At 61.2% G+C, this 17,069-nt stretch carries 19 protein-coding genes and 1 tRNA gene; 9 read left to right on the top strand and 11 right to left on the bottom strand.

The window, feature by feature from the left end:
• A partial coding sequence (locus tag M653_RS0131855; RefSeq protein ID WP_027146892.1) for a GTP-binding protein occupies positions 1-521 on the bottom strand: 521 nt, incomplete at its 3' end.
• Between the two features lie 293 nt (positions 522-814).
• Between M653_RS0131855 and M653_RS0131850 the strand changes: the two genes are divergently transcribed.
• Positions 815-1,702 (top strand): DMT family transporter, encoded by an 888-nt coding sequence (locus tag M653_RS0131850; protein WP_027146891.1) that lies wholly within the window; start codon positions 815-817, stop codon positions 1,700-1,702.
• A gap of 110 nt (positions 1,703-1,812) precedes the next feature.
• On the opposite strand, the gene M653_RS0131845 is transcribed toward M653_RS0131850, so the two are convergent.
• Positions 1,813-2,070, bottom strand: coding sequence for a GlsB/YeaQ/YmgE family stress response membrane protein (locus tag M653_RS0131845; RefSeq protein ID WP_015318000.1), 258 nt, complete (start codon positions 2,068-2,070; stop codon positions 1,813-1,815).
• A gap of 129 nt (positions 2,071-2,199) precedes the next feature.
• On the opposite strand from M653_RS0131845, the gene M653_RS0131840 reads away from it, so the two are divergent.
• Positions 2,200-2,664 carry a YidB family protein gene (locus M653_RS0131840; protein WP_027146890.1) on the top strand — a complete coding sequence of 155 codons (465 nt, stop codon included), beginning with the start codon at positions 2,200-2,202 and terminating at the stop codon, positions 2,662-2,664.
• Between the two features lie 78 nt (positions 2,665-2,742).
• On the opposite strand, the gene M653_RS0131835 is transcribed toward M653_RS0131840, so the two are convergent.
• Positions 2,743-2,816, bottom strand: a tRNA-Gly gene (locus M653_RS0131835).
• Positions 2,817-2,990: 174 nt separating this feature from the next.
• Between M653_RS0131835 and M653_RS0131830 the strand changes: the two genes are divergently transcribed.
• Both M653_RS0131830 and M653_RS0131825 read left to right on the top strand, forming a co-directional pair.
• The gene (locus tag M653_RS0131830) at positions 2,991-3,620 is read left to right on the top strand and encodes a LysE family translocator (protein WP_027146889.1); all 630 of its coding nucleotides are present in this window, start codon (positions 2,991-2,993) and stop codon (positions 3,618-3,620) included.
• Positions 3,621-3,690: 70 nt separating this feature from the next.
• On the top strand, positions 3,691-4,110 hold the full coding sequence (locus M653_RS0131825) for a GNAT family N-acetyltransferase (protein ID WP_032936645.1): 420 nt from the start codon (positions 3,691-3,693) through the stop codon (positions 4,108-4,110).
• Positions 4,111-4,238: 128 nt separating this feature from the next.
• Here the strand turns inward: M653_RS0131825 and M653_RS0131820 are convergent, their stop codons facing one another.
• Genes M653_RS0131820 through M653_RS0131810 form a run of 3 tightly spaced genes read right to left on the bottom strand, consistent with a single transcriptional unit; the run spans position 4,239 to position 8,163 of the window.
• Positions 4,239-6,518, bottom strand: coding sequence for a xanthine dehydrogenase family protein molybdopterin-binding subunit (locus tag M653_RS0131820; protein WP_027146887.1), 2,280 nt, complete (start codon positions 6,516-6,518; stop codon positions 4,239-4,241).
• A 3-nt stretch (positions 6,519-6,521) separates the two neighbouring features.
• Entirely contained in the window at positions 6,522-7,544 is a 1,023-nt protein-coding gene (locus M653_RS0131815; RefSeq protein ID WP_027146886.1) for a xanthine dehydrogenase family protein subunit M, read from the bottom strand.
• Between the two features lies 1 nt (position 7,545).
• The gene (locus tag M653_RS0131810) at positions 7,546-8,163 is read right to left on the bottom strand and encodes a (2Fe-2S)-binding protein (RefSeq protein WP_027146885.1); all 618 of its coding nucleotides are present in this window, start codon (positions 8,161-8,163) and stop codon (positions 7,546-7,548) included.
• Between the two features lie 165 nt (positions 8,164-8,328).
• On the opposite strand from M653_RS0131810, the gene M653_RS0131805 reads away from it, so the two are divergent.
• From M653_RS0131805 to M653_RS0131795, 4 genes are read left to right on the top strand one after another with little or no spacing between them, the layout of a single operon-like run.
• A complete protein-coding gene (locus tag M653_RS0131805) occupies positions 8,329-8,511 on the top strand; it encodes a hypothetical protein (protein ID WP_027146884.1) in 183 nt (60 codons plus the stop codon).
• A 26-nt stretch (positions 8,512-8,537) separates the two neighbouring features.
• Positions 8,538-8,888 (top strand): hypothetical protein, encoded by a 351-nt coding sequence (locus M653_RS1000000138055; protein WP_245262418.1) that lies wholly within the window; start codon positions 8,538-8,540, stop codon positions 8,886-8,888.
• The gene (locus M653_RS1000000134875) at positions 8,889-9,824 is read left to right on the top strand and encodes an HlyD family secretion protein (RefSeq protein ID WP_280940130.1); all 936 of its coding nucleotides are present in this window, start codon (positions 8,889-8,891) and stop codon (positions 9,822-9,824) included.
• Entirely contained in the window at positions 9,821-11,422 is a 1,602-nt protein-coding gene (locus M653_RS0131795; RefSeq protein WP_051442897.1) for a DHA2 family efflux MFS transporter permease subunit, read from the top strand. The genes M653_RS1000000134875 and M653_RS0131795 overlap by 4 nt, the downstream gene beginning before the upstream one ends.
• Positions 11,423-11,521: 99 nt before the next feature.
• Here the strand turns inward: M653_RS0131795 and M653_RS0131790 are convergent, their stop codons facing one another.
• The 5 genes from M653_RS0131790 to M653_RS0131765 all read right to left on the bottom strand — a co-directional run bounded on the left by M653_RS0131790 (position 11,522) and on the right by M653_RS0131765 (position 14,966).
• Entirely contained in the window at positions 11,522-12,130 is a 609-nt protein-coding gene (locus M653_RS0131790; RefSeq protein ID WP_027146882.1) for an isochorismatase family cysteine hydrolase, read from the bottom strand.
• An 11-nt stretch (positions 12,131-12,141) separates the two neighbouring features.
• Positions 12,142-12,552, bottom strand: a complete 411-nt coding sequence (locus M653_RS0131785; protein ID WP_027146881.1) for a DUF427 domain-containing protein — start codon at positions 12,550-12,552, stop codon at positions 12,142-12,144.
• Positions 12,553-12,679: 127 nt separating this feature from the next.
• Positions 12,680-13,576: an alpha/beta hydrolase gene (locus M653_RS0131780; protein WP_027146880.1), complete on the bottom strand. Its 897-nt coding sequence runs from the start codon at positions 13,574-13,576 to the stop codon at positions 12,680-12,682.
• Positions 13,573-13,758 (bottom strand): hypothetical protein, encoded by a 186-nt coding sequence (locus M653_RS0131775; protein ID WP_027146879.1) that lies wholly within the window; start codon positions 13,756-13,758, stop codon positions 13,573-13,575. The genes M653_RS0131780 and M653_RS0131775 overlap by 4 nt, the downstream gene beginning before the upstream one ends.
• Positions 13,759-14,534: 776 nt before the next feature.
• Positions 14,535-14,966, bottom strand: coding sequence for a hypothetical protein (locus M653_RS0131765; protein ID WP_027146878.1), 432 nt, complete (start codon positions 14,964-14,966; stop codon positions 14,535-14,537).
• Between the two features lie 196 nt (positions 14,967-15,162).
• Between M653_RS0131765 and M653_RS0131760 the strand changes: the two genes are divergently transcribed.
• Entirely contained in the window at positions 15,163-17,037 is a 1,875-nt protein-coding gene (locus M653_RS0131760) for a DUF4396 domain-containing protein (RefSeq protein ID WP_027146877.1), read from the top strand.
• The last annotated feature ends 32 nt before the right edge of the window (positions 17,038-17,069 follow it).

Here is a 17,069-nt window from a genome sequence, read left to right as displayed (position 1 = left end):
AGCGCTGCCAGCGCCGAACCCTTGACGATCGGAATGTCGTCGCCGGGGAATTCGTTCTTCGACAAAAGTTCGCGAACCTCGAGCTCGACCAGTTCGAGCAGCTCGGCGTCGTCGACCTGGTCGACCTTGTTCAGGAACACCACGATCGACGGCACGCCGACCTGACGGGCAAGCAGGATGTGCTCGCGGGTCTGCGGCATCGGGCCGTCGGCGGCCGACACGACCAGGATCGCGCCGTCCATCTGCGCGGCACCGGTGATCATGTTCTTCACATAGTCGGCGTGGCCGGGGCAGTCGACATGCGCGTAGTGGCGGTTGGCCGTCTCGTATTCGACGTGAGCCGTCGAGATCGTGATGCCGCGCGCCTTCTCTTCCGGCGCCGCGTCGATCTGGTCATAGCGCTTGTATTCGCCAAAATACTTGGTGATCGCAGCCGTCAGCGACGTCTTGCCATGGTCGACGTGACCAATCGTGCCGATGTTCACATGAGGCTTAGTGCGCTCGAATTTACCTTTTGCCATAGTCTCTTTCCTTGGACGGCCTGGACCTTCAGTTCAGTCGAATGCGGGGCGATTAGCGAGAAAGGCCAAAAAACACAAGCGTCTTTTGCCCGGACGCCATCTCACTCGCCAGAACCCTTGATCCGATTGCGGGGATATGGCGCTGATATAGGGACCCCCCGTTGAAAAGGGAATGGGCGAAGGTCCGACGGAACAATGGGAGGATTCCGCAGGTCTGCGTATCTGTCGCTGTCGGATCTGCCGGCGGCCCATGGCCCATTGCGGCGGCGATCCTGGTCTGATTTCCTGCGCCGATGCATTTCATCCCGACTGCCATTCGCGGCCCTCTGTTCATGATCGTCTCGACCGGGTCATATCTGGTCAACGACACGATGATGAAGCTCGCCACTACGGGCTTGCCGTCCTACGAAGTGCTCTTCCTGCGTGGTGCCGCGGCAACGCTGTGGGGCTTTCCGCTGCTGTTTGCGCTCGGCTACGGCAAGCAGATCCCGCTGATCTTCGACAAGCGGGTGCTGCGCAGGAACCTGCTCGAATTGGCGGCGATCCTCTGTTATGTCGTCGCGCTTGCCAACATGCAGATCGCCGATTCCACCGCGCTGGGGCAGATCACGCCGCTGCTGATGCTGGTCGGATCCTCGATCCTGTTTGGCGAGCGCATCGGCGGCCAGCGCATGGCGCTGATCGGGCTGGGCTTCATCGGCGCGCTGATGGTGGCGCAGCCGACCATGCAAGGCATTTCGGTCTACGCCTTGCTGGCGCTAGGCAACGCGACATTCGCCGCCGCCCGCGATCTGGCCGGCCGCAAGATCACCGCCGAAGTGCCAGGAATGATCGTGGCGATCTCGGCTGTCGTCGTGGTCCTGATCGGCGCCGGCGCCGCGCATCTGGTTTCCGAGCGCTGGGTAGCGCCGGAGGCGCACCACCTGCTGCTGATGGCGGGAGCCGGTTTCTTCCTGATCTTCGGCCACTTCTTCATCTTCATGGCCTATCGCGTCGGGCCGACCGGAGCGGTAGCGCCTTTCTACTACTGCTTCACGGTCTGGGCCGTCATTTCGGGCCTGCTGGTGTTCGGGCAATTCCCCAATGCACTGGCGGTCTGCGGCATCCTGCTGGTCGTCTGCAGTGGGTTGACCATCGTGTCGCTGGACCAGCGCAAGCGTAGGCTGGCCGTGGTCGCCTGATCCGCGGCGGCGCACCGGCATTGTAGGTTCCAACACCGTGAGTGCAGGCAGCACCGACGGCGGATTATCGCAATTCAGGATTCGGCAGAACTGGCAATCTGCCGACACGTCTAGATGGTACGCTTGCCCGCGAACTGATGGTAGGCCCACAACACCACGACGGCGCCCACGACCGCGACGATCAGGCTGTAGATGTTGAGCCCGGTGACGCCCGAAGCACCGAAGGCACTGAAGATCAGGCCCCCTACGATGGCACCGACAATGCCGAGCACGATATCCATGATCATGCCCTGACCGGTCTTGTTGACGATCTTGCTGCCTATGAAGCCGGCGATGACGCCGAGAATGATCCAGCTGATGATACCCATTTTTCCTCTCCATCCCTCCGCCAACCGGACATTTTCATATGAATGTCAAAACCACAAGCCAGGTTGAAATTCCGCCCGATTGCGTCATTGTTGACGATGGGCCGGGCTTGGCTAGATGGAGGATCCACTATGGGACTTTTTGACAACGCCGTTCCCGGCGGCAACATCACCAAACCGCTGATGATCGCGCTCGGTGCCCTGCTGGTCGGAAAGATGCTGAGCGGCAGAAGTGCCGAACAGCCGGAGCAGCCTCAAGCTCCCGCGCCGGCCGATCCCACACCCGTCGGAACCGCGTCCGGTGACGGCGGCCTGCTCGGCGGACTGGGCGGCCTGCTCGACAAGCTCAAGAACGCCGGCCATGGCAATGTCGCCGACTCCTGGGTCGGCACAGGGCAGAACCAGTCGATCAACGCCAATGAGCTGGGCAACGCGATTGGACCGCAGGTCATTCGCGAAATCGCCCAACGGACAGGGCTCGACGAGCAGGAACTGCTCAAGCAACTATCCGCGGCCCTGCCCGGCATCGTCGACAAGCTGACGCCGAACGGCCAGATGCCGCAACAGCACCAGGTCGCGTCAGCGTTCAACAGCTAGCGCGGCGCACACCGATGCCTGAAGCGCTGCGCGCTTGCCGCGCAGTGTTTCGGCTTGCCGACGGTGTCACTGGAAACCTGGAGCGGGTAGCGGGAATCGAACCCGCACCAAGAGCTTGGAAGGCTCATGTGATACCATTTCACCATACCCGCGCACGCATGCCCTAGCTATTCGACAAGGTTCCGAAGGTCAAGGAGCCTCTCGCGACCCAGCCGAAATTGCAGGCCAGGCTCGACCTCATTGTCCGATCAACGTCTCATGCAAAAGCATGGGAAGCAGAGCCCGAAGGTTGAAAAGTAAGCCAGATTCAAGGCGGAGGAACGAGAATGGATACCCATCTCTGGTTTGCCTTTGTCGGTACCGTGATCCTGTTGCAGATGCCACCTGGCCCCGACAGCATGCTTGTGATGGCCCGTGGCATCGGGCAAGGGCGTGGCACGGCGCTGTTTACGGTCGTGGGAATGACATTGGGCGCTGGGTTGGTGCAATTGCCTCCAATCGCCCTGGGTGTCTCCTCGCTGTTGCGTGCATCGCCACTGGCGTTCGATGCGCTCCGCTGGGCCGGAGCAGCCTATCTGGTCTGGCTGGGCATACGTTTACTGTCCGGGACGAAGGAGGACCTGGAGGTCGATCAGATCAGGCGCGTGGGGCCGCTCGCCGCGATGCGCGAAGGCATGGTCGCCAATCTCATAAATCCCTGGCCCATGACCTTCATGATCGCCTTTCTGCCTCAGTTCGTCGATCCGACCCGCGGCTCGGTCTGGCTGCAGATGCTGTTGCTTGGCGCGACCCAGAAACTGACCGGCGTACTGGTTCTGGGCACCTACGCAGTCGCATCCGGCATACTGGGCGAATGGATCATGCGGCGGCCGGGCATCAGGCTTTGGCAGCAGCGGATAGCTGGCTGCTGCATCGTCGGTCTTGGCGTCCGGATGGCCGTCGGAGGCGGTAAATAGCACGGACCTTTCAAGAGAGAACAGGATCCGATCCGACACCGGTCTCGAGGCTGCGGCCACGGAACACCAAATGCCAGACATCCACGTTCAGCTGGTCAGGGGGAATGGGCGCGCCAAGGCGGAGGCGGGCTCCGCCCTCTATCGCTACAATGTGGCCAAAACCGGCGTTGACGACCGCGTGCCGATCGGCGCCGTCTTGCGCGACACCTCGGGAAACATCCTTGGCGGCCTGTGGGGCAGGACCGAACTCGGCTTGCTGTTCCTCGACATGTTCTTCGTGCCTGAAAGCATTCGAGGCAGATCACATGGCAGCCGCCTGCTCGCTGCCGTGGAAGCGGAAGCGAGGGAGCGCGGCTGCCAACGTGCGGTGGTCGAGACCAGCAGCTTCCAGGCGCCCGGCTTCTATGTCCGCCACGGCTACGAGGAATTTGGCAGGGTTGAGTTTGGCCTTCACGACGCCGCCCGCATCTTCCTGCGCAAAACCCTCTGATGCTGGCGCAAGAGGCCGCGATACCGTGATCGGCAGGCATGCGCGCGACGAGGGTCACCCTGAACAGCCGCATGATCTTTGCGGATGCGATAGCGCGTCAGTCACCCCCCTGTCGCGATCTGTGATCGTCAGCTTATCAAATCGTCTATCCTGATCGGCAAGTCTCGAATGCGCTTGCCCGTGGCATGGTACACGGCGCTCGCCACGGCCGCAGCGGTCCCGACATTGCCGAGCTCCCCCAGGCCCTTGACGCCGGCCGGATTGACGTCCAGGTCGACCTCGGGAACGAGGATGACGTCGACCTGTTTGATGTCGGCGTTGACCGGCACCAGATAGTCCTGCAAATCACGATTGACGTAACGGGCGTTGCGCCGGTCGATTTCCGTCGCCTCGTGAAGGGCTTGGCCGATACCCCAGATCATACCGCCCATCAGTTGGCTGCGCGCGGTGCGCGTGTTCATGATGCGTCCCGCCGCAAAGGCACCGACCACGCGTGGCACCCGGATTTCGCGTGTGTAGCTGTTGACGCGCACTTCGACGAATTCAGCGCCAAAGGCATATTTCACGGAGTCCTTGTCCTGATCGCCGCCGTGGAACTCCGCTTGCCCGGCATAGAGCTTCTTCAGTGCTTCCGGGGTCGAACCCTTTGGCGCAAACTCGGCGTATTCCTCTATCGCGCCGATCTGCATCGCCTTGAAGACATCCGACAGCTTGGCTGATTTGCCGCCGCTTGCCACGATCTTCTCCTGCTCCATCTCCAGCTTGGCATTGCCGGAACCGGCCAGCGGCCCGTCTCCGGCGACGGCTGCCGCGAAAAGTTTGGCACGCACCGCGTCACAGGCCTTCAGAACCGCCGAGCAGACGCTCGCTGTCGAAATCGAGCCGCCCGAGACCGGCGCCGGCGGCAGGGCGCTGTCGCCCATCTCGACGCTGATCTTGTCCATCCCTATCCCCAGACGTTCGGCGGCCATCTGCCCGGCGACGGTGCGCACACCGGTGCCGATCTCATGGGAGCCGCACTGAACGCGAACTTGTCCATCGGCGGTCAGGCGAACACGGGCCGCGCATGGCGCGCTTGCCGTGGGATAGATTGCGGTCGCGCACCCCATGCCGACCAGCCAGTCGCCCTCCCGCATCGATCCGACCACCGCATTACGCTTCGACCAGCCGAAGGCCTCCGCAGCCTGGTCGTAGCATTTGACCAGCGACCGGCTGGAGAATGGCTTGCCGCCGATAGGCTCTCTTTCAGGCTCGTTGATGCGCCGAAACTCGACGGGATCCATGCCGAGCGCCACAGCCATTTCGTCCATGGCGTTCTCAAGCGCGTAGACGTAGGGCGTCTCCGGCGGTGAGCGCATGTAGCCCGGTGTGTTGCGGTCGGCATGGACGACCGAAACATGAGTGAGCACCGAACCGTAATTGTACATGCGGCCGGTGGCGGACGTGCCGCCGACGACATAAGGGTCAGGGCGTGACGTCACCTCCCAGCCCTCATGTCCGAACGCCGTGATGCGGCCGTCCTTGCTGGCGCCTATGCGGATTCGATGCCTAGTCTCGGCGCGATAGGTCTGGGTGTTGAAGGCCTGCATGCGGCTGACGACGCAGCGTACCGGCCGCCCAACACGACGCGCGGCAACCGCGACAATTGCCGTGCGAGCCGTCATCGGTCCCTTGGAACCGAAGGCGCCCCCGACATAAGGGCTGACAATCCGCACATTGGCAGGGTCGACCTTCAACTGCCGGGCAAGTTCGATTTTCCAGCCGGTGACATTCTGGCTTGGCTCATGGACGGTGAGTTGATCGCCTTGCCACATCGCCGTGGTCGAGAACAGTTCGATCGGATTGTGATGCTGGGTCGGCGTGGAGTATTTTTGGTCGATCTTGACGGCAGCGGATGCATAGGCAGCGTCGAAGTCGCCTGCTTTGACATCCTCCTGCAACATCGGGCTTTTGCCGGCCGCCGGTTCCACTTTCACGCCTTTGGAATCGAAGCTGGCGCTGGGCGGTTCGTCTTCGTAGTCGGCGCGGATCAACATCGACGCTTCCTCCGCCGCCTCGAATGTCTCGGCAACGACCAGAGCGATGATCTGGCCGTCGTGGAAAATCGTCTTGTCATGCAGGGGTGCTATAGAGCTCGCACCGGTATTGCCAAATTTCGGAGTGTCCGTCTGATCCATGTCGCCATAGGTGATGATGTCCAGCACTCCGGGCACGGCCCTGGCGTCATCGGTATGGAGTTTGGAAACCTTGCCCCGAGCGATGCTGCTGGTGGCAAGAGCGCCATAAGCGACATTGGCCGTGGCGATGTCGGCCGGATAGCTGGCTTGTCCGGTAACCTTCAGCCTGCCGTCGATGCGGACAACCGGTTGGCCCTGGTTTTCTTTTGGAACTGGCGCGGCTTGATTCATGGCTCAGACCTTCATGTCACGGGTTTCGAGCAGCGCTCGCACCAGCGTGCGCTTTCCCAGCGGTATCTTGAATGCGTTGTGTTCTCGTGGCCTGGCATCGGCGAATGCGGCTTCAGCCGCAGCTGCCGCGGTCTTGTCGTCGAGGGCATTGCCGCGCAGCGCATCCTCCGCCGCCCTCGCGCGCCACGGCACCGTCGCGACGCCGCCGAGCGCTATACGCGCTTGCCTGACCGTGTTGCCATCCATCTCCAGCGCAACCGCCGCCGAAGCCAGCGCGAATGCGTAGGATTCGCGGTCGCGTATCTTCAGGTAGCGCGAGCGACGGCTCCATGCGCCAAGCGGAACCTCGATGGCGACGATGACTTCATCGGCGGCCAGATCCGTCTCGATGTTGGGCGTGTCACCGGGAAGCCGGTGCAGCCCGGCGAACGGGATCTTGCGCGGGCCACGCCGCCCTTCCACTTCAACGACCGCGTCGAGCGCGATCAGCGCCTGCGCGAAATCACCGTGATAGGTAGCGATACAGGCATCGCTGACGCCGAGCACGGCATGTTGGCGGTTTACCCCTTCCATCGCCGCACAGCCGGAGCCGGGCTCCCGCTTGTTGCACGGCCAGGAGGTTTCGCGAAAATACTCGCATCGCGTTCGCTGCAGGATATTGCCGGCGAGGCTGGCCATATTGCGAAGCTGGCCGCTGGCGGCGAATTTCAGACTGTCGGCAAGGAGCGGGCAGCGGCGCCTGACTTCATTGTTGTCGGCTGCCTCACCCATGCGAACCAGCGCACCGAAACGGATGGTGTCGTCGTTCGTTTCGATCTGCCGCAAAGCAGGCTCGGCAAGCTCGTTAAGGTCGAGCAACCGCTCCGGCTGCGCGACACCCAGCTTCATGTAGTCGGCCAGATTGGTGCCGCCGGCGATGAACTGGGTGTTGGCCTGTGTTGGCGCAACATGCCTGGCCTCAAGATGAGACGCCATGGCGATCGCCGCCGAGACGCTCGTTGGTCTTTCATAGAGGAAGGGACGCATCCTAGGCTCTCCTGATCTCGTCGCGCGCCTGGATGATCGCCGCAACGATGTTCGGATAGGCCGCGCACCGGCACAGATTGCCGCTCATATATTCGCGGATGTCATCCTCCGAACCGGCATGGCCTTCATCGATGCAACCGATGGCGGACATGATCTGGCCCGGCGTGCAGTAGCCACATTGAAAGGCATCATGGTCGACGAACGCCTGCTGTACCGGGTGCAGTTCGCCGTCGGCCGAAGTCAGGCCTTCGACAGTCGTGACCTCGCGTCCCTGGTTCATGACGGCGAAGCTCAGGCAGGATAGCACCCGCTTCCCATCGACAAGAACGGTGCAGGCGCCGCACTGGCCGTGGTCGCAACCCTTCTTGGTACCGGTCAGGCCAACATGATCACGCAGGGCGTCAAGCAGGCTCGTGCGATTGTCGAGTGCCAGGGTGTAGGCCTGCTTGTTGATCCGAAGCGAGATCGTCGACAGGTCGCGCGGTTCGACCGCTCTGGCTGGCGATGGCTCGGCGGCTCTTGTCGAGGCGGCCATGAGAGGCACTGCGGCTGCCGCCGTAACAGAACCCGTCATGAAGGTGCGTCTGCTCAGGCCGCTGGGATTTGTGGAATTGGACATGGCTGGCTTTCCGGCTGGCTGGAATCTCAAGCGGACCAAACTGCTCGTGGGAGGCAAAGTTCCCTCCTCACACCGCTGTGATCGTTTCTTTTGCAGGACGGCCGTGCGGAACTTAAGCCGCAAGGCCGTGGTTGTCCTCGACAGGTTTCCAGGAAGGAGGCGATCATGAGCAATGATCCGAGCGATCGGCGCAGCGATCGAAATGGTGACGAAGGCCCTTTCTTTTCGGCTGAACAGACGCGGCAAGGTGAGATCATCCTGCGCACCCGCACACGCCGGATCATCTTCATCGCAGGACTGGTCGGCATCGTGATCCTCATCGCGGTGATCAGATTTGCCGTCCGTTGAGTGGCTTTGGAGCTGATCCCCGACCAATGCCGCCCAGCCTGTTCGTCAGGAACTTTTGTGAAGAGCTGTCGTTTAGTCGGTCGTTAAAGCGGTCGGCGCCATCCGTGAAAGTTCTCCCCGTGGACGCAAAAACCGAGACTGAAGAACCAGACAAAATCAGGAATGCGCGCGGCGCTTCGAGCAAGGCCGGACCGGATGCGTCGCCAAAACGCATGGGCGATGTGGCGCAGCCTAACGCTCCGGAGCGCGAAACGCGGGACAAGGAGGCGGATGAACAAAAGCCCCGCCTCCTAGCTTTCCCCCGGCGGCATCCTTACGCGTCCATTGCAATCCTGATCGTGCTGCTGCTGGCTGCGGTGGGGCTGGTCATGTGGTGACTGAATGCCCGCCAGTATGAATCGACCGACGACGCTTTTATCGACGCCCGCACGATAACGGTCAGCGCCGAGATATCAGGACGGATCACTGATCTTGCCGTGACCGACAACCAGCCGGTCAAGGCGGGCGACGTCCTGTTGCGCATCGATGACAGCGACTATCGGGCCAGCCTCAAGCAGGCCGATGCCGGGGTGGTCTCGGCGCAGGCCGACATTGTCGACGTAGGGGCCCAGATCACAGCTCAAAACGCAAAGATCGATGAAGCGCAGAAGCAGATGGCGCAAGCGCAGGCCGCCCTCGATTTTGCCAAAGCCGAGGACCAGCGGAACCGTGAACTTCTTGCCAAGGGCACAGCCACCCAACAGCAGGCGCAGCAGGCCGCTTCCACGCTGCGCCAGGACCAGGCTGCTCTCGACAGCGCCCAAGCCAATGTGGCTGCCGCCAAGAGCCAGGTCGCTGTTTTGCAGGCGCAGACCAAGAGCGCCGAAGCCAAGCTCGATCAGGCCAAGGCCAGCCAGAACCAGGCGAGTACGATGCTGTCCCGCACAACCGTCACCGCACCGGTCTCCGGGCGGGCAACCAGCATTTCGGTCGCCAACGGCACCTATGCCCAGCCAGGCCAGGTTCTGATGATGTTTGTTCCCGACGAAGTCTGGGTGAAGGCCAACTTCAAGGAAACACAGCTCGATCTGATGCGGCCGGGACAGCCGGTCGACATCGATATCGACGCCTATCCGGAAAGATCTTTTCATGGCCGCGTCGACAGCATCCAGGCGGGTAGTGGCACCGCCTTCAGCCTGCTGCCGGCCGAAAATGCCACCGGCAACTTCGTCAAGGTGGTGCAGCGCGTGCCGGTGAAGATCGTCTTCGACAAAGCGCCCGGCGTGCTGCTGGGGCCGGGCCTGTCGGTGGTGCCGACGGTCAAGGTGCGATGACTGGCGAAATCTCCAGCGACCAAAGCGAAAGCCGGTCCGCCGCCGGCGGGCGCAACCCGTGGCTGATCGCCATCGTCGTCTCCATCGCCACCTTCATGCTGGTGCTGGATACCTCGATCGCCAACGTGGCCCTGCGCAACATCGCCGGCAGCCTGGCTGCCGGGATGGACGAGAGCACCTGGGTGATCACTACCTATCTGGTCGCGAATTCCGTAATCATCCCGATCAGCGGCTGGTTGGCCAGCGTGATCGGGCGGAAGCGCTACTACATGCTTTGCGTGGCAACGTTCACCATCGCATCGCTGTTGTGCGGCCTCGCGCCCAATCTGGAAATGCTTATTTTCTTCAGGATCCTGCAGGGTCTGGGCGGCGGCGGCATGGCGCCGAGCGAACAGTCCATCCTTGCCGATACCTTTCCGCCCGAGAAGCGTTCCCAGGCTTTTGCCCTTTATGGCATCGCCGTCATCGTCGCACCGACAGTCGGGCCGACCCTCGGCGGCTGGCTGACCGACCATTTCTCCTGGCACTGGATCTTCTTCATCAACGTGCCGTTCGGCATCATGTCGCTTGCCTTGGTGCAGTGGCTGCTTGTCGAGCCGGAGGTGATCGAGCGCGAACGTCAGGAGCGGCTGAAGGGCGGCCTCAGAATAGATTGGGTCGGGTTCATCCTGGTCGCCACCGCTCTTGGCTGCCTGGAAATCTTCCTCGATGAGGGTCAGCGCAACGACTGGTTCGCATCGGGTTTCATCACGACTTTTGCCGTGATCTCGGCGATCTCGTTCCTGCTGCTCATCCCGTGGGAGTTCCGTCACCGCGATCCGATCGTCGATATTCGCCTGCTCTTCAGCCGCCAGTTCGGCACGTCGTTCCTGGTGATGATGGCGGTCGGCGCCGTGTTGTTTAGCACCACGCAGTTGATGCCGCAGCTGCAACAGACCGCCTTCGACTATACGGCCACCCTGTCGGGCCTTTCCATGATGCCCGGCGGCATCGCCATGCTGATCCTGATGCCGATTTCCGGATTTGCCGCCGGATTGGTGCAGCCCAAATATCTGATTGTGATGGGCATGTCCGTTGTCGTGGTCGCCTTGTGGCACATGACGTCGCTCACCCCGGATGCTAGCTTCCGCTTCTTTGCCTTCGCGCGCATCTTCCTGATGATCGGCCTGCCGTTCCTGTTCATTCCCATTTCGACAGCGGCCTATGTCGGCCTCGCTCCGCAGAAGACCAACCAGGCGTCGGCGCTGATCAACGTCGCCCGCAACATCGGCGGGAGCATCGGCGTGTCATTGTCGAACACCGTGATCGCGCAGAACGCGCAGCTGCATCAATCGAACCTTGTCAGCCATACCGCGCAATCGTCGTCGGCCTATCAGCAGTTGCTGCGTCAGGTGACGGATCACTTTGTCGCCCAGGGCTCGAACATGCTTGAGGCCAAGCAGCAAGCCGTCGGCTGGCTCGGGCAGTTGATCGCGCGCCAGGCCTCGCTGCTCGCCTACATCGACGTTTTTCGCTACTGCGCCATCGCGACGGCACTGTTTGTTCCCCTCGCCTTGCTGCTGCGGTCTCCAAGACCCGACAAGCGCCAGCCGAAATAACCGGCGCCCCGCCGACCTATTCCAGAACTTCTGCCGCCTGCGTTTTCTCGGCTCTTATTGCAAGTCGCCGGCATTGAATGTGGCGAATGACCGGCAACGTCAGATCCAGTTCGAGAGAACCGTCTCCATCTCGACGGTCTCCACCTGCTGTGCGAACCGTTGGTGATAAACGGTCAGCAGCGCATCATGCGTTGCGTCGGAAGAACTGCACAGCGCGTCCGTAACGAGAACCACGCGATAGCCGAAATCGATCGCTCCGAGCACCGTAGCCAGAACGCACACGTCGGTTTCGCCGCCGGTGATGACCAGCGTATCGATGTCGCGTTCGTTCAGAAAAGCCCGGAGGTGACCTTCGAACCAAGGCGAGTATATGTGCTTGTCGATGATGGCCGCTGGCGGGCAGTAAGCGGCTAATGCCGGCAACAGGCCGACCATTTCGGGACCAATATTTTCGATCGCCATCGAGGCCCAGCGCTCATAATAGCGCTTCCATGTACCAACGCCCTGCCCCGGCTTTTGCGCGGGCAGGAAGCGCGTGAAGACGGTCTGTGGCGCTCGTCTTTCGACCAACCTTTCGATATGAGGAAGGACACGGGTGATCCAGGGGGTCGCCCACTGCGACGGCTCGGCAAACAGCTTTTGCATATCGACACAGACATGCATGCACCGATGCCCCAACGGACCATATGCCAAGCCCGGCATCGACATCGAAGATAGTCCTATTCCATGACATGCGGGGTGTGCCGTTTGTCCTCCAAAGGGTCGACATCGATGCGCGCCTTTTGCGGATCGAAGGTGCCATGACCTGCGATGGCCCGCGCTGCCGTATCGGGCGTCTCGTATGCCCACATGAAGTCGTCGGCCGAGCTACCGACGGCATGGACCCGCCAATAGCTCGCGGTTCCCTTGAGCGGTGAGCTGCTTGTGGTGTTGGTCTTTTCGAAAAGCTCGAAATAGATGTCCTCGAAAGGGATAAAGAACGTCGGCTCCTGTCCCTCTTCCCTAACTAGCTTCGCGCGCTCCGTGGCTGCGACCACAGCATCGGAAAATCGCACGGTCACCGTTCCGGCAAACGGCTCGATGGTCAGTGGGCGAAAGTCGTGTTCTGACATTGCGACTGAAGTTTGCATCCGAATTCTCCCTGGCTATCGATTGATCGTCAGACTGCGTTTCGATCCATCAATGAAAACGAAATGCGCGGCGATGCATCAGGTTCCAGCTTGTGCGGTGAGGCCAATGGACCGCCGAGCCAAGCGATTATCGGCTACCGAAACTGTCGAGAAAGCTCGCCAACAGCCGCGAAACCTCGTGTGGAGCCTCACGTGTCGGGAAGTGCCCGACCGCGTCCAGGACCACTCGTTTGTAGGGCGCCGTGAAATGCTCCTCCAGTCCTTCCGACGATGGGGGCAGTACAACACGGTCGTCGCCACCGTGAAGCGTCAAGGTCGGCACCGTGATGATCTTGACCGATGTTTGCCGGCGGGCCAGCTCCGCGTAACCCGGATCGGGCTCCGCCTCACCCCAGCGAACCCGATAGGAATGCAACGTCACGTCCGGCCAATCCGGGTTGTCGAAGGATGCAGCCACTTTATCGAAAATGGTGTCGTCGAACCACCCCAACGGGCTCCAGCTGTCCCATTGGAATCTGGCAAATTCCTTGTGGTTCTTTCGCACGAACTCGGCGCCGCGCGCTGTTGCCATGAACCATTGATACCAAAACGCTTTCGCCTGTTCAGGCGCCGGCGTTGCCGGTTTGCCGGGTTGCCAGCCAAGTGATAGCGCAGCGCAGCAACTGATGCGATCGGGAAAGATCGAGGCCAGGAGGTAGGCGATCCGTGCTCCCCAGTCGTGACCGACGATCGCAAAGCGGCTGAGGCCAAGCGCATCGGCAAAGTCCAGCACGTCCTGCGCCATTGCGGCAATTTCGCCGGATCGCATGGTTTCTTTCGACAGGAACGACGTCTGTCCAAAACCTCGCAGCCACGGCGAAAACGTCCGAAAGCCGGCCTCGTGAAGGACCGGCGAAATGCGCGCGTAAGTGGTCGCGTCGTCTGGCCAACCATGCAGCAGGACGACCGGCGGACCGTCTTGCGGGCCACCATCGAGATAGGCGATGCGCAGCAGTGGCGTATCGCAAAATGAGACAGGGTTCATTTGCTCTCCGGCGCCGTAACCGGCTGGTCGCCGCCAGTCGTCGACTTGGGTCTGGCATCCTGGTCAACCTGCGGATTCTTGTTGATGGCGTCGGTGTTGGCTTTCGTCGGTTCGGTGCTGTCATCACAGGCACCGAGCGCGAGGGCAGCAGCCAACACCAGAAGCGACAAGGATTTCTTCATCGAAACCTCCTCTGGCTGATGTTCGACAACGAGGCTCCGCGAATTTGGTTGCCGGCTTGCCGCCGGGCTCCCGCCGATCAGCCATCCGCAAAAAGCGTTGCCGCAACGGCGATTGAGGTCAGGCTTGACATTGCAAGGCTTGCTCTGATGACGTGCGACATCTCCCAGATATTCCGGAAATCTCTCCAATCACCATCTTGCTTCCGAGCGAACATGGAGAAAAACGCCACGCCCGATCTCGGCATGGCGACGTCCCGCACCCAGAAATTATTGACGGGATGTGCGACCAACCAATAGGTCGCGTGTTGCGCCGCCAGGAAGAATAGCGACGCGAGCGTCCCACCAGAAACGAGTACTTGCAGAAGGCGTCGAATAGAGCAGATGGCGAGCGCGAGGATGCCTCTGATTCGGCAAAACCGCCGATCGTGAAGCCGGGATAGTAGATCGTCTGCACTGCCTTGTAGGTTGCCTCTCTTAGGCGCATTTTGCCCGGTAGCTCCAACGCATGGGCAAGTGAGAGCGCTGTTGCGACTGCAACCAGCAGGAGCGTGAAAACCATCAAGACGCGCATGCTCTTACTTTTTAACCGTGCCCTTTCGCAACCGGCATGGGACGGCGGCTAGCCACCGCCGTAGCCGGCAGAACGCAGAGAAGTCATCGTGCAGCCGTTCGGCTATGCCACGAGCACAGGGACTGATAGACAAGACGGGTCAGGTGGGGTCGCACCGCACGCGGTTGCGAACAGGAGACGATCCTCACCTAAGCCGCCCGGCGCGTCAGAACATGATCCTTTGCCTCAACCAGGTAAGAAACCTGTTGCCGCCAATTGTCGCGCGGACCCGAGCCGCAGCCCACCGCGCCTTCATGGTAGCGCCTACGTGACAATCGCAAACGATGTCATGCAGTTGCCAGTCGTTCAGTTCGAAGAAGCGCTTGGCCTCGCCATAAGTGTCATCCCTTAGACCCGACGCGCGCAGCATCGGGTCTTCGAAGGCAACAGTAATTGCCGATCCTTCGCCGCGTGCCATGGCGCGTGCCTCCGGATGCATATGTTCGGTACCTGTAAACGCGCCAAGGCATCGCTCGGGATTCTGATCGAGAAGTTCAGCCCATCGCGCGATGCGCTCATCTCGCGTCATTTCCGAATGTGGCGCCGAGGGTTCAATCCTGGCGACGGCCTGCAGTTGATCGAGTGTCTGGTGTTTCATGGTCAGCTCCTGTCGTGGAGGGAGAAGTGCCCACGCCTTCAAGGGAATTATCGCGCGGCGGTGCTTCGACAAGGGCGCAAAACCGGAGAATTCGGCCCCCACCAAAATGCGGCTGGCCGGATCATAAACGCGCTGACGGCGTTCACCGAATTGAGCGCCTTTCCATAAGCCACTGATCCAGGATCAGGATGCATCCATGCTCATCCAGCCGATCGACTATTTCCTTGCCATCTGGTTCTCTGTTGCCGCTGCCTCCACTCTCTATGTCGGCTTCGACCAGTACCGCAACAATCCCGAACCGGTGGTGATGAAGTGGGGCTTCATCCTGGTGACCCTCTATATGGGCCCAATCGGCCTGCTTCTCTATGTGTTGGCCGACAAGGAACCACGACCGGGCGAGCACGAGGTCTTTACACGGCCGCTGTGGAAGCAGGGCGTCGGCTCGACCATTCACTGCGTTGCCGGGGATGCGACAGGCATCATTCTGGCCGCCGTCATCACGGCGACGCTCGGCTTGCCGATGTGGCTCGATCTCATCGTCGAATATGTCTCCGGCTTCGCCTTCGGCCTGTTCATCTTCCAGTCGCTGTTCATGAAGTCGATGATGGGCGGCACCTATTGGCGGAATGTGCGCAAGAGCTTCCTGCCCGAGTTCATCTCGATGAATTTCATGATGGCAGGAATGGCACCTGTCATGAGCTTCTTGATGATGGGACGTGACATGCGCGCGATGGAGCCGACGGAACTTCTGTTCTGGGGCGTGATGTCGATCGGCGTTATCGCCGGCTTCACGCTCGCCTATCCCGCCAATGTCTGGCTGGTGGCACGCGGATTGAAGCATGGGCTGATGACGCTGCGCCCGCGGACCACCGGAACGAGCCGCCGAGAACCGTCTACGCACCAACGGCAAGGACGACACCACGACAAGACCTCCCACGGGGGCAAAAGCAGTGGCCACCAGATGAATTCGGACGCTACAATCACGCAGATCGCGGCCCTCGGCCTGGTATCCTTGATCACGCTGGCGATCGGCATGGCCGCGCCGGCGAACTGGCTGAATTTGACGCTGTCGGCGCGTGACGTCGGTGGGGTGATCATGCCGCAAGGCATGATCATGGATCGCGATACGCCGGCCGAGGCCATGCGTGACATGGCGGCAACCGATCCGCGTCGGGTGACAGCGTCCTACGATCTCGCTGCCAGAGGCGACCAGGAACTGCCGTTTCGCCTGGAGAACGGCATCAAGGTGTTCGAACTCAGGCCGTCGGTGATCCGTTGGCAGATACTGCCCGACGTCGCGGTCGATGCCTATGCCTATAACGGACAGATTCCCGGGCCGCGCATCCACATCAGACAGGCCGACAGGGTCCGCATCAATGTCACCAATGACCTACCGGAGGAAACGACGGTGCATTGGCACGGCATGATCCTGCCGAACCAGATGGACGGCCCCGCCGAGATTACCCAGGCGCCGATCGAGCCCGGGCAATCCTATTCCTATGAATTCACCGCCATCCAGCATGGGACCTATTTCTATCATCCGCACGCCAAGCCCGACCGCACCCAGGCGCTCGGCCTCTATGGCGCGCTGATCATCGACCCCGCCAATCCCGCCGATGAGGTTCAGGCCGACCATGACTACGTGATCGAACTACAGGAATGGCTGGTGCGCGATGGGCTGACCTATCCCTCGATGCCGATGGAAGGCGGCATGCCGAATTTTTTCACCATCAACGGCAGGGCCTATCCCTCAACCGATACGATCCACATGAAGCTCGGCGAGACGCTGAAAGTGCGTTTCATCGGCACCAATAATGGCTTTATCCATCCAATGCATATCCATGGCGGCCCCTTCGAGGTTGTTGCCCGCGATGGCGAAACACTTGCCCCGCCGGCGCGCTTCCTGGCCGATACGATCAACCTTGGGCCAGGGCAGCGCTATGACGTCGTCTGGAAGGCGCGACAGCGCGGCAAATGGCTGATCCACTGCCACATTCCGCATCACACGACGAACAACAATGTCGAGGAAAAGGGCGGCGGCGGGTTGATGGTCATCATCGACGTCAGCTAATCGGGACTGAGCCCCTGGCCAAACAGGTGCGC

The sequence above is a fragment of the Mesorhizobium sp. WSM3626 genome, from assembly GCF_000513935.1.
Classification (GTDB): Bacteria; Pseudomonadota; Alphaproteobacteria; order Rhizobiales; family Rhizobiaceae; genus Mesorhizobium; species Mesorhizobium salmacidum.
This window is presented reverse-complemented; position numbering and strand designations above follow the sequence as displayed.

What these genes read in the sequence shown, in the direction of transcription:
- M653_RS0131790 (WP_027146882.1), bottom strand. Translation starts at nt 12,130, where the DNA reads ATGTCGATGCCGGGCTTGGCATATGGTCCGTTGGGGCATCGGTGCATG.
- M653_RS0131820 (WP_027146887.1), bottom strand. Translation starts at nt 6,518, where the DNA reads ATGAATCAAGCCGCGCCAGTTCCAAAAGAAAACCAGGGCCAACCGGTT.
- M653_RS0131780 (WP_027146880.1), bottom strand. Translation starts at nt 13,576, where the DNA reads ATGAACCCTGTCTCATTTTGCGATACGCCACTGCTGCGCATCGCCTAT.
- M653_RS0131810 (WP_027146885.1), bottom strand. Translation starts at nt 8,163, where the DNA reads ATGTCCAATTCCACAAATCCCAGCGGCCTGAGCAGACGCACCTTCATG.
- M653_RS0131775 (WP_027146879.1), bottom strand. Translation starts at nt 13,758, where the DNA reads ATGAAGAAATCCTTGTCGCTTCTGGTGTTGGCTGCTGCCCTCGCGCTC.
- M653_RS0131795 (WP_051442897.1), top strand. Translation starts at nt 9,821, where the DNA reads ATGACTGGCGAAATCTCCAGCGACCAAAGCGAAAGCCGGTCCGCCGCC.
- M653_RS0131760 (WP_027146877.1), top strand. Translation starts at nt 15,163, where the DNA reads ATGCTCATCCAGCCGATCGACTATTTCCTTGCCATCTGGTTCTCTGTT.
- M653_RS0131845 (WP_015318000.1), bottom strand. Translation starts at nt 2,070, where the DNA reads ATGGGTATCATCAGCTGGATCATTCTCGGCGTCATCGCCGGCTTCATA.
- M653_RS0131785 (WP_027146881.1), bottom strand. Translation starts at nt 12,552, where the DNA reads ATGCAAACTTCAGTCGCAATGTCAGAACACGACTTTCGCCCACTGACC.
- M653_RS0131850 (WP_027146891.1), top strand. Translation starts at nt 815, where the DNA reads ATGCATTTCATCCCGACTGCCATTCGCGGCCCTCTGTTCATGATCGTC.
- M653_RS0131765 (WP_027146878.1), bottom strand. Translation starts at nt 14,966, where the DNA reads ATGAAACACCAGACACTCGATCAACTGCAGGCCGTCGCCAGGATTGAA.
- M653_RS0131825 (WP_032936645.1), top strand. Translation starts at nt 3,691, where the DNA reads ATGCCAGACATCCACGTTCAGCTGGTCAGGGGGAATGGGCGCGCCAAG.
- M653_RS0131805 (WP_027146884.1), top strand. Translation starts at nt 8,329, where the DNA reads ATGAGCAATGATCCGAGCGATCGGCGCAGCGATCGAAATGGTGACGAA.
- M653_RS0131840 (WP_027146890.1), top strand. Translation starts at nt 2,200, where the DNA reads ATGGGACTTTTTGACAACGCCGTTCCCGGCGGCAACATCACCAAACCG.
- M653_RS1000000138055 (WP_245262418.1), top strand. Translation starts at nt 8,538, where the DNA reads ATGCCGCCCAGCCTGTTCGTCAGGAACTTTTGTGAAGAGCTGTCGTTT.
- M653_RS0131830 (WP_027146889.1), top strand. Translation starts at nt 2,991, where the DNA reads ATGGATACCCATCTCTGGTTTGCCTTTGTCGGTACCGTGATCCTGTTG.
- M653_RS0131815 (WP_027146886.1), bottom strand. Translation starts at nt 7,544, where the DNA reads ATGCGTCCCTTCCTCTATGAAAGACCAACGAGCGTCTCGGCGGCGATC.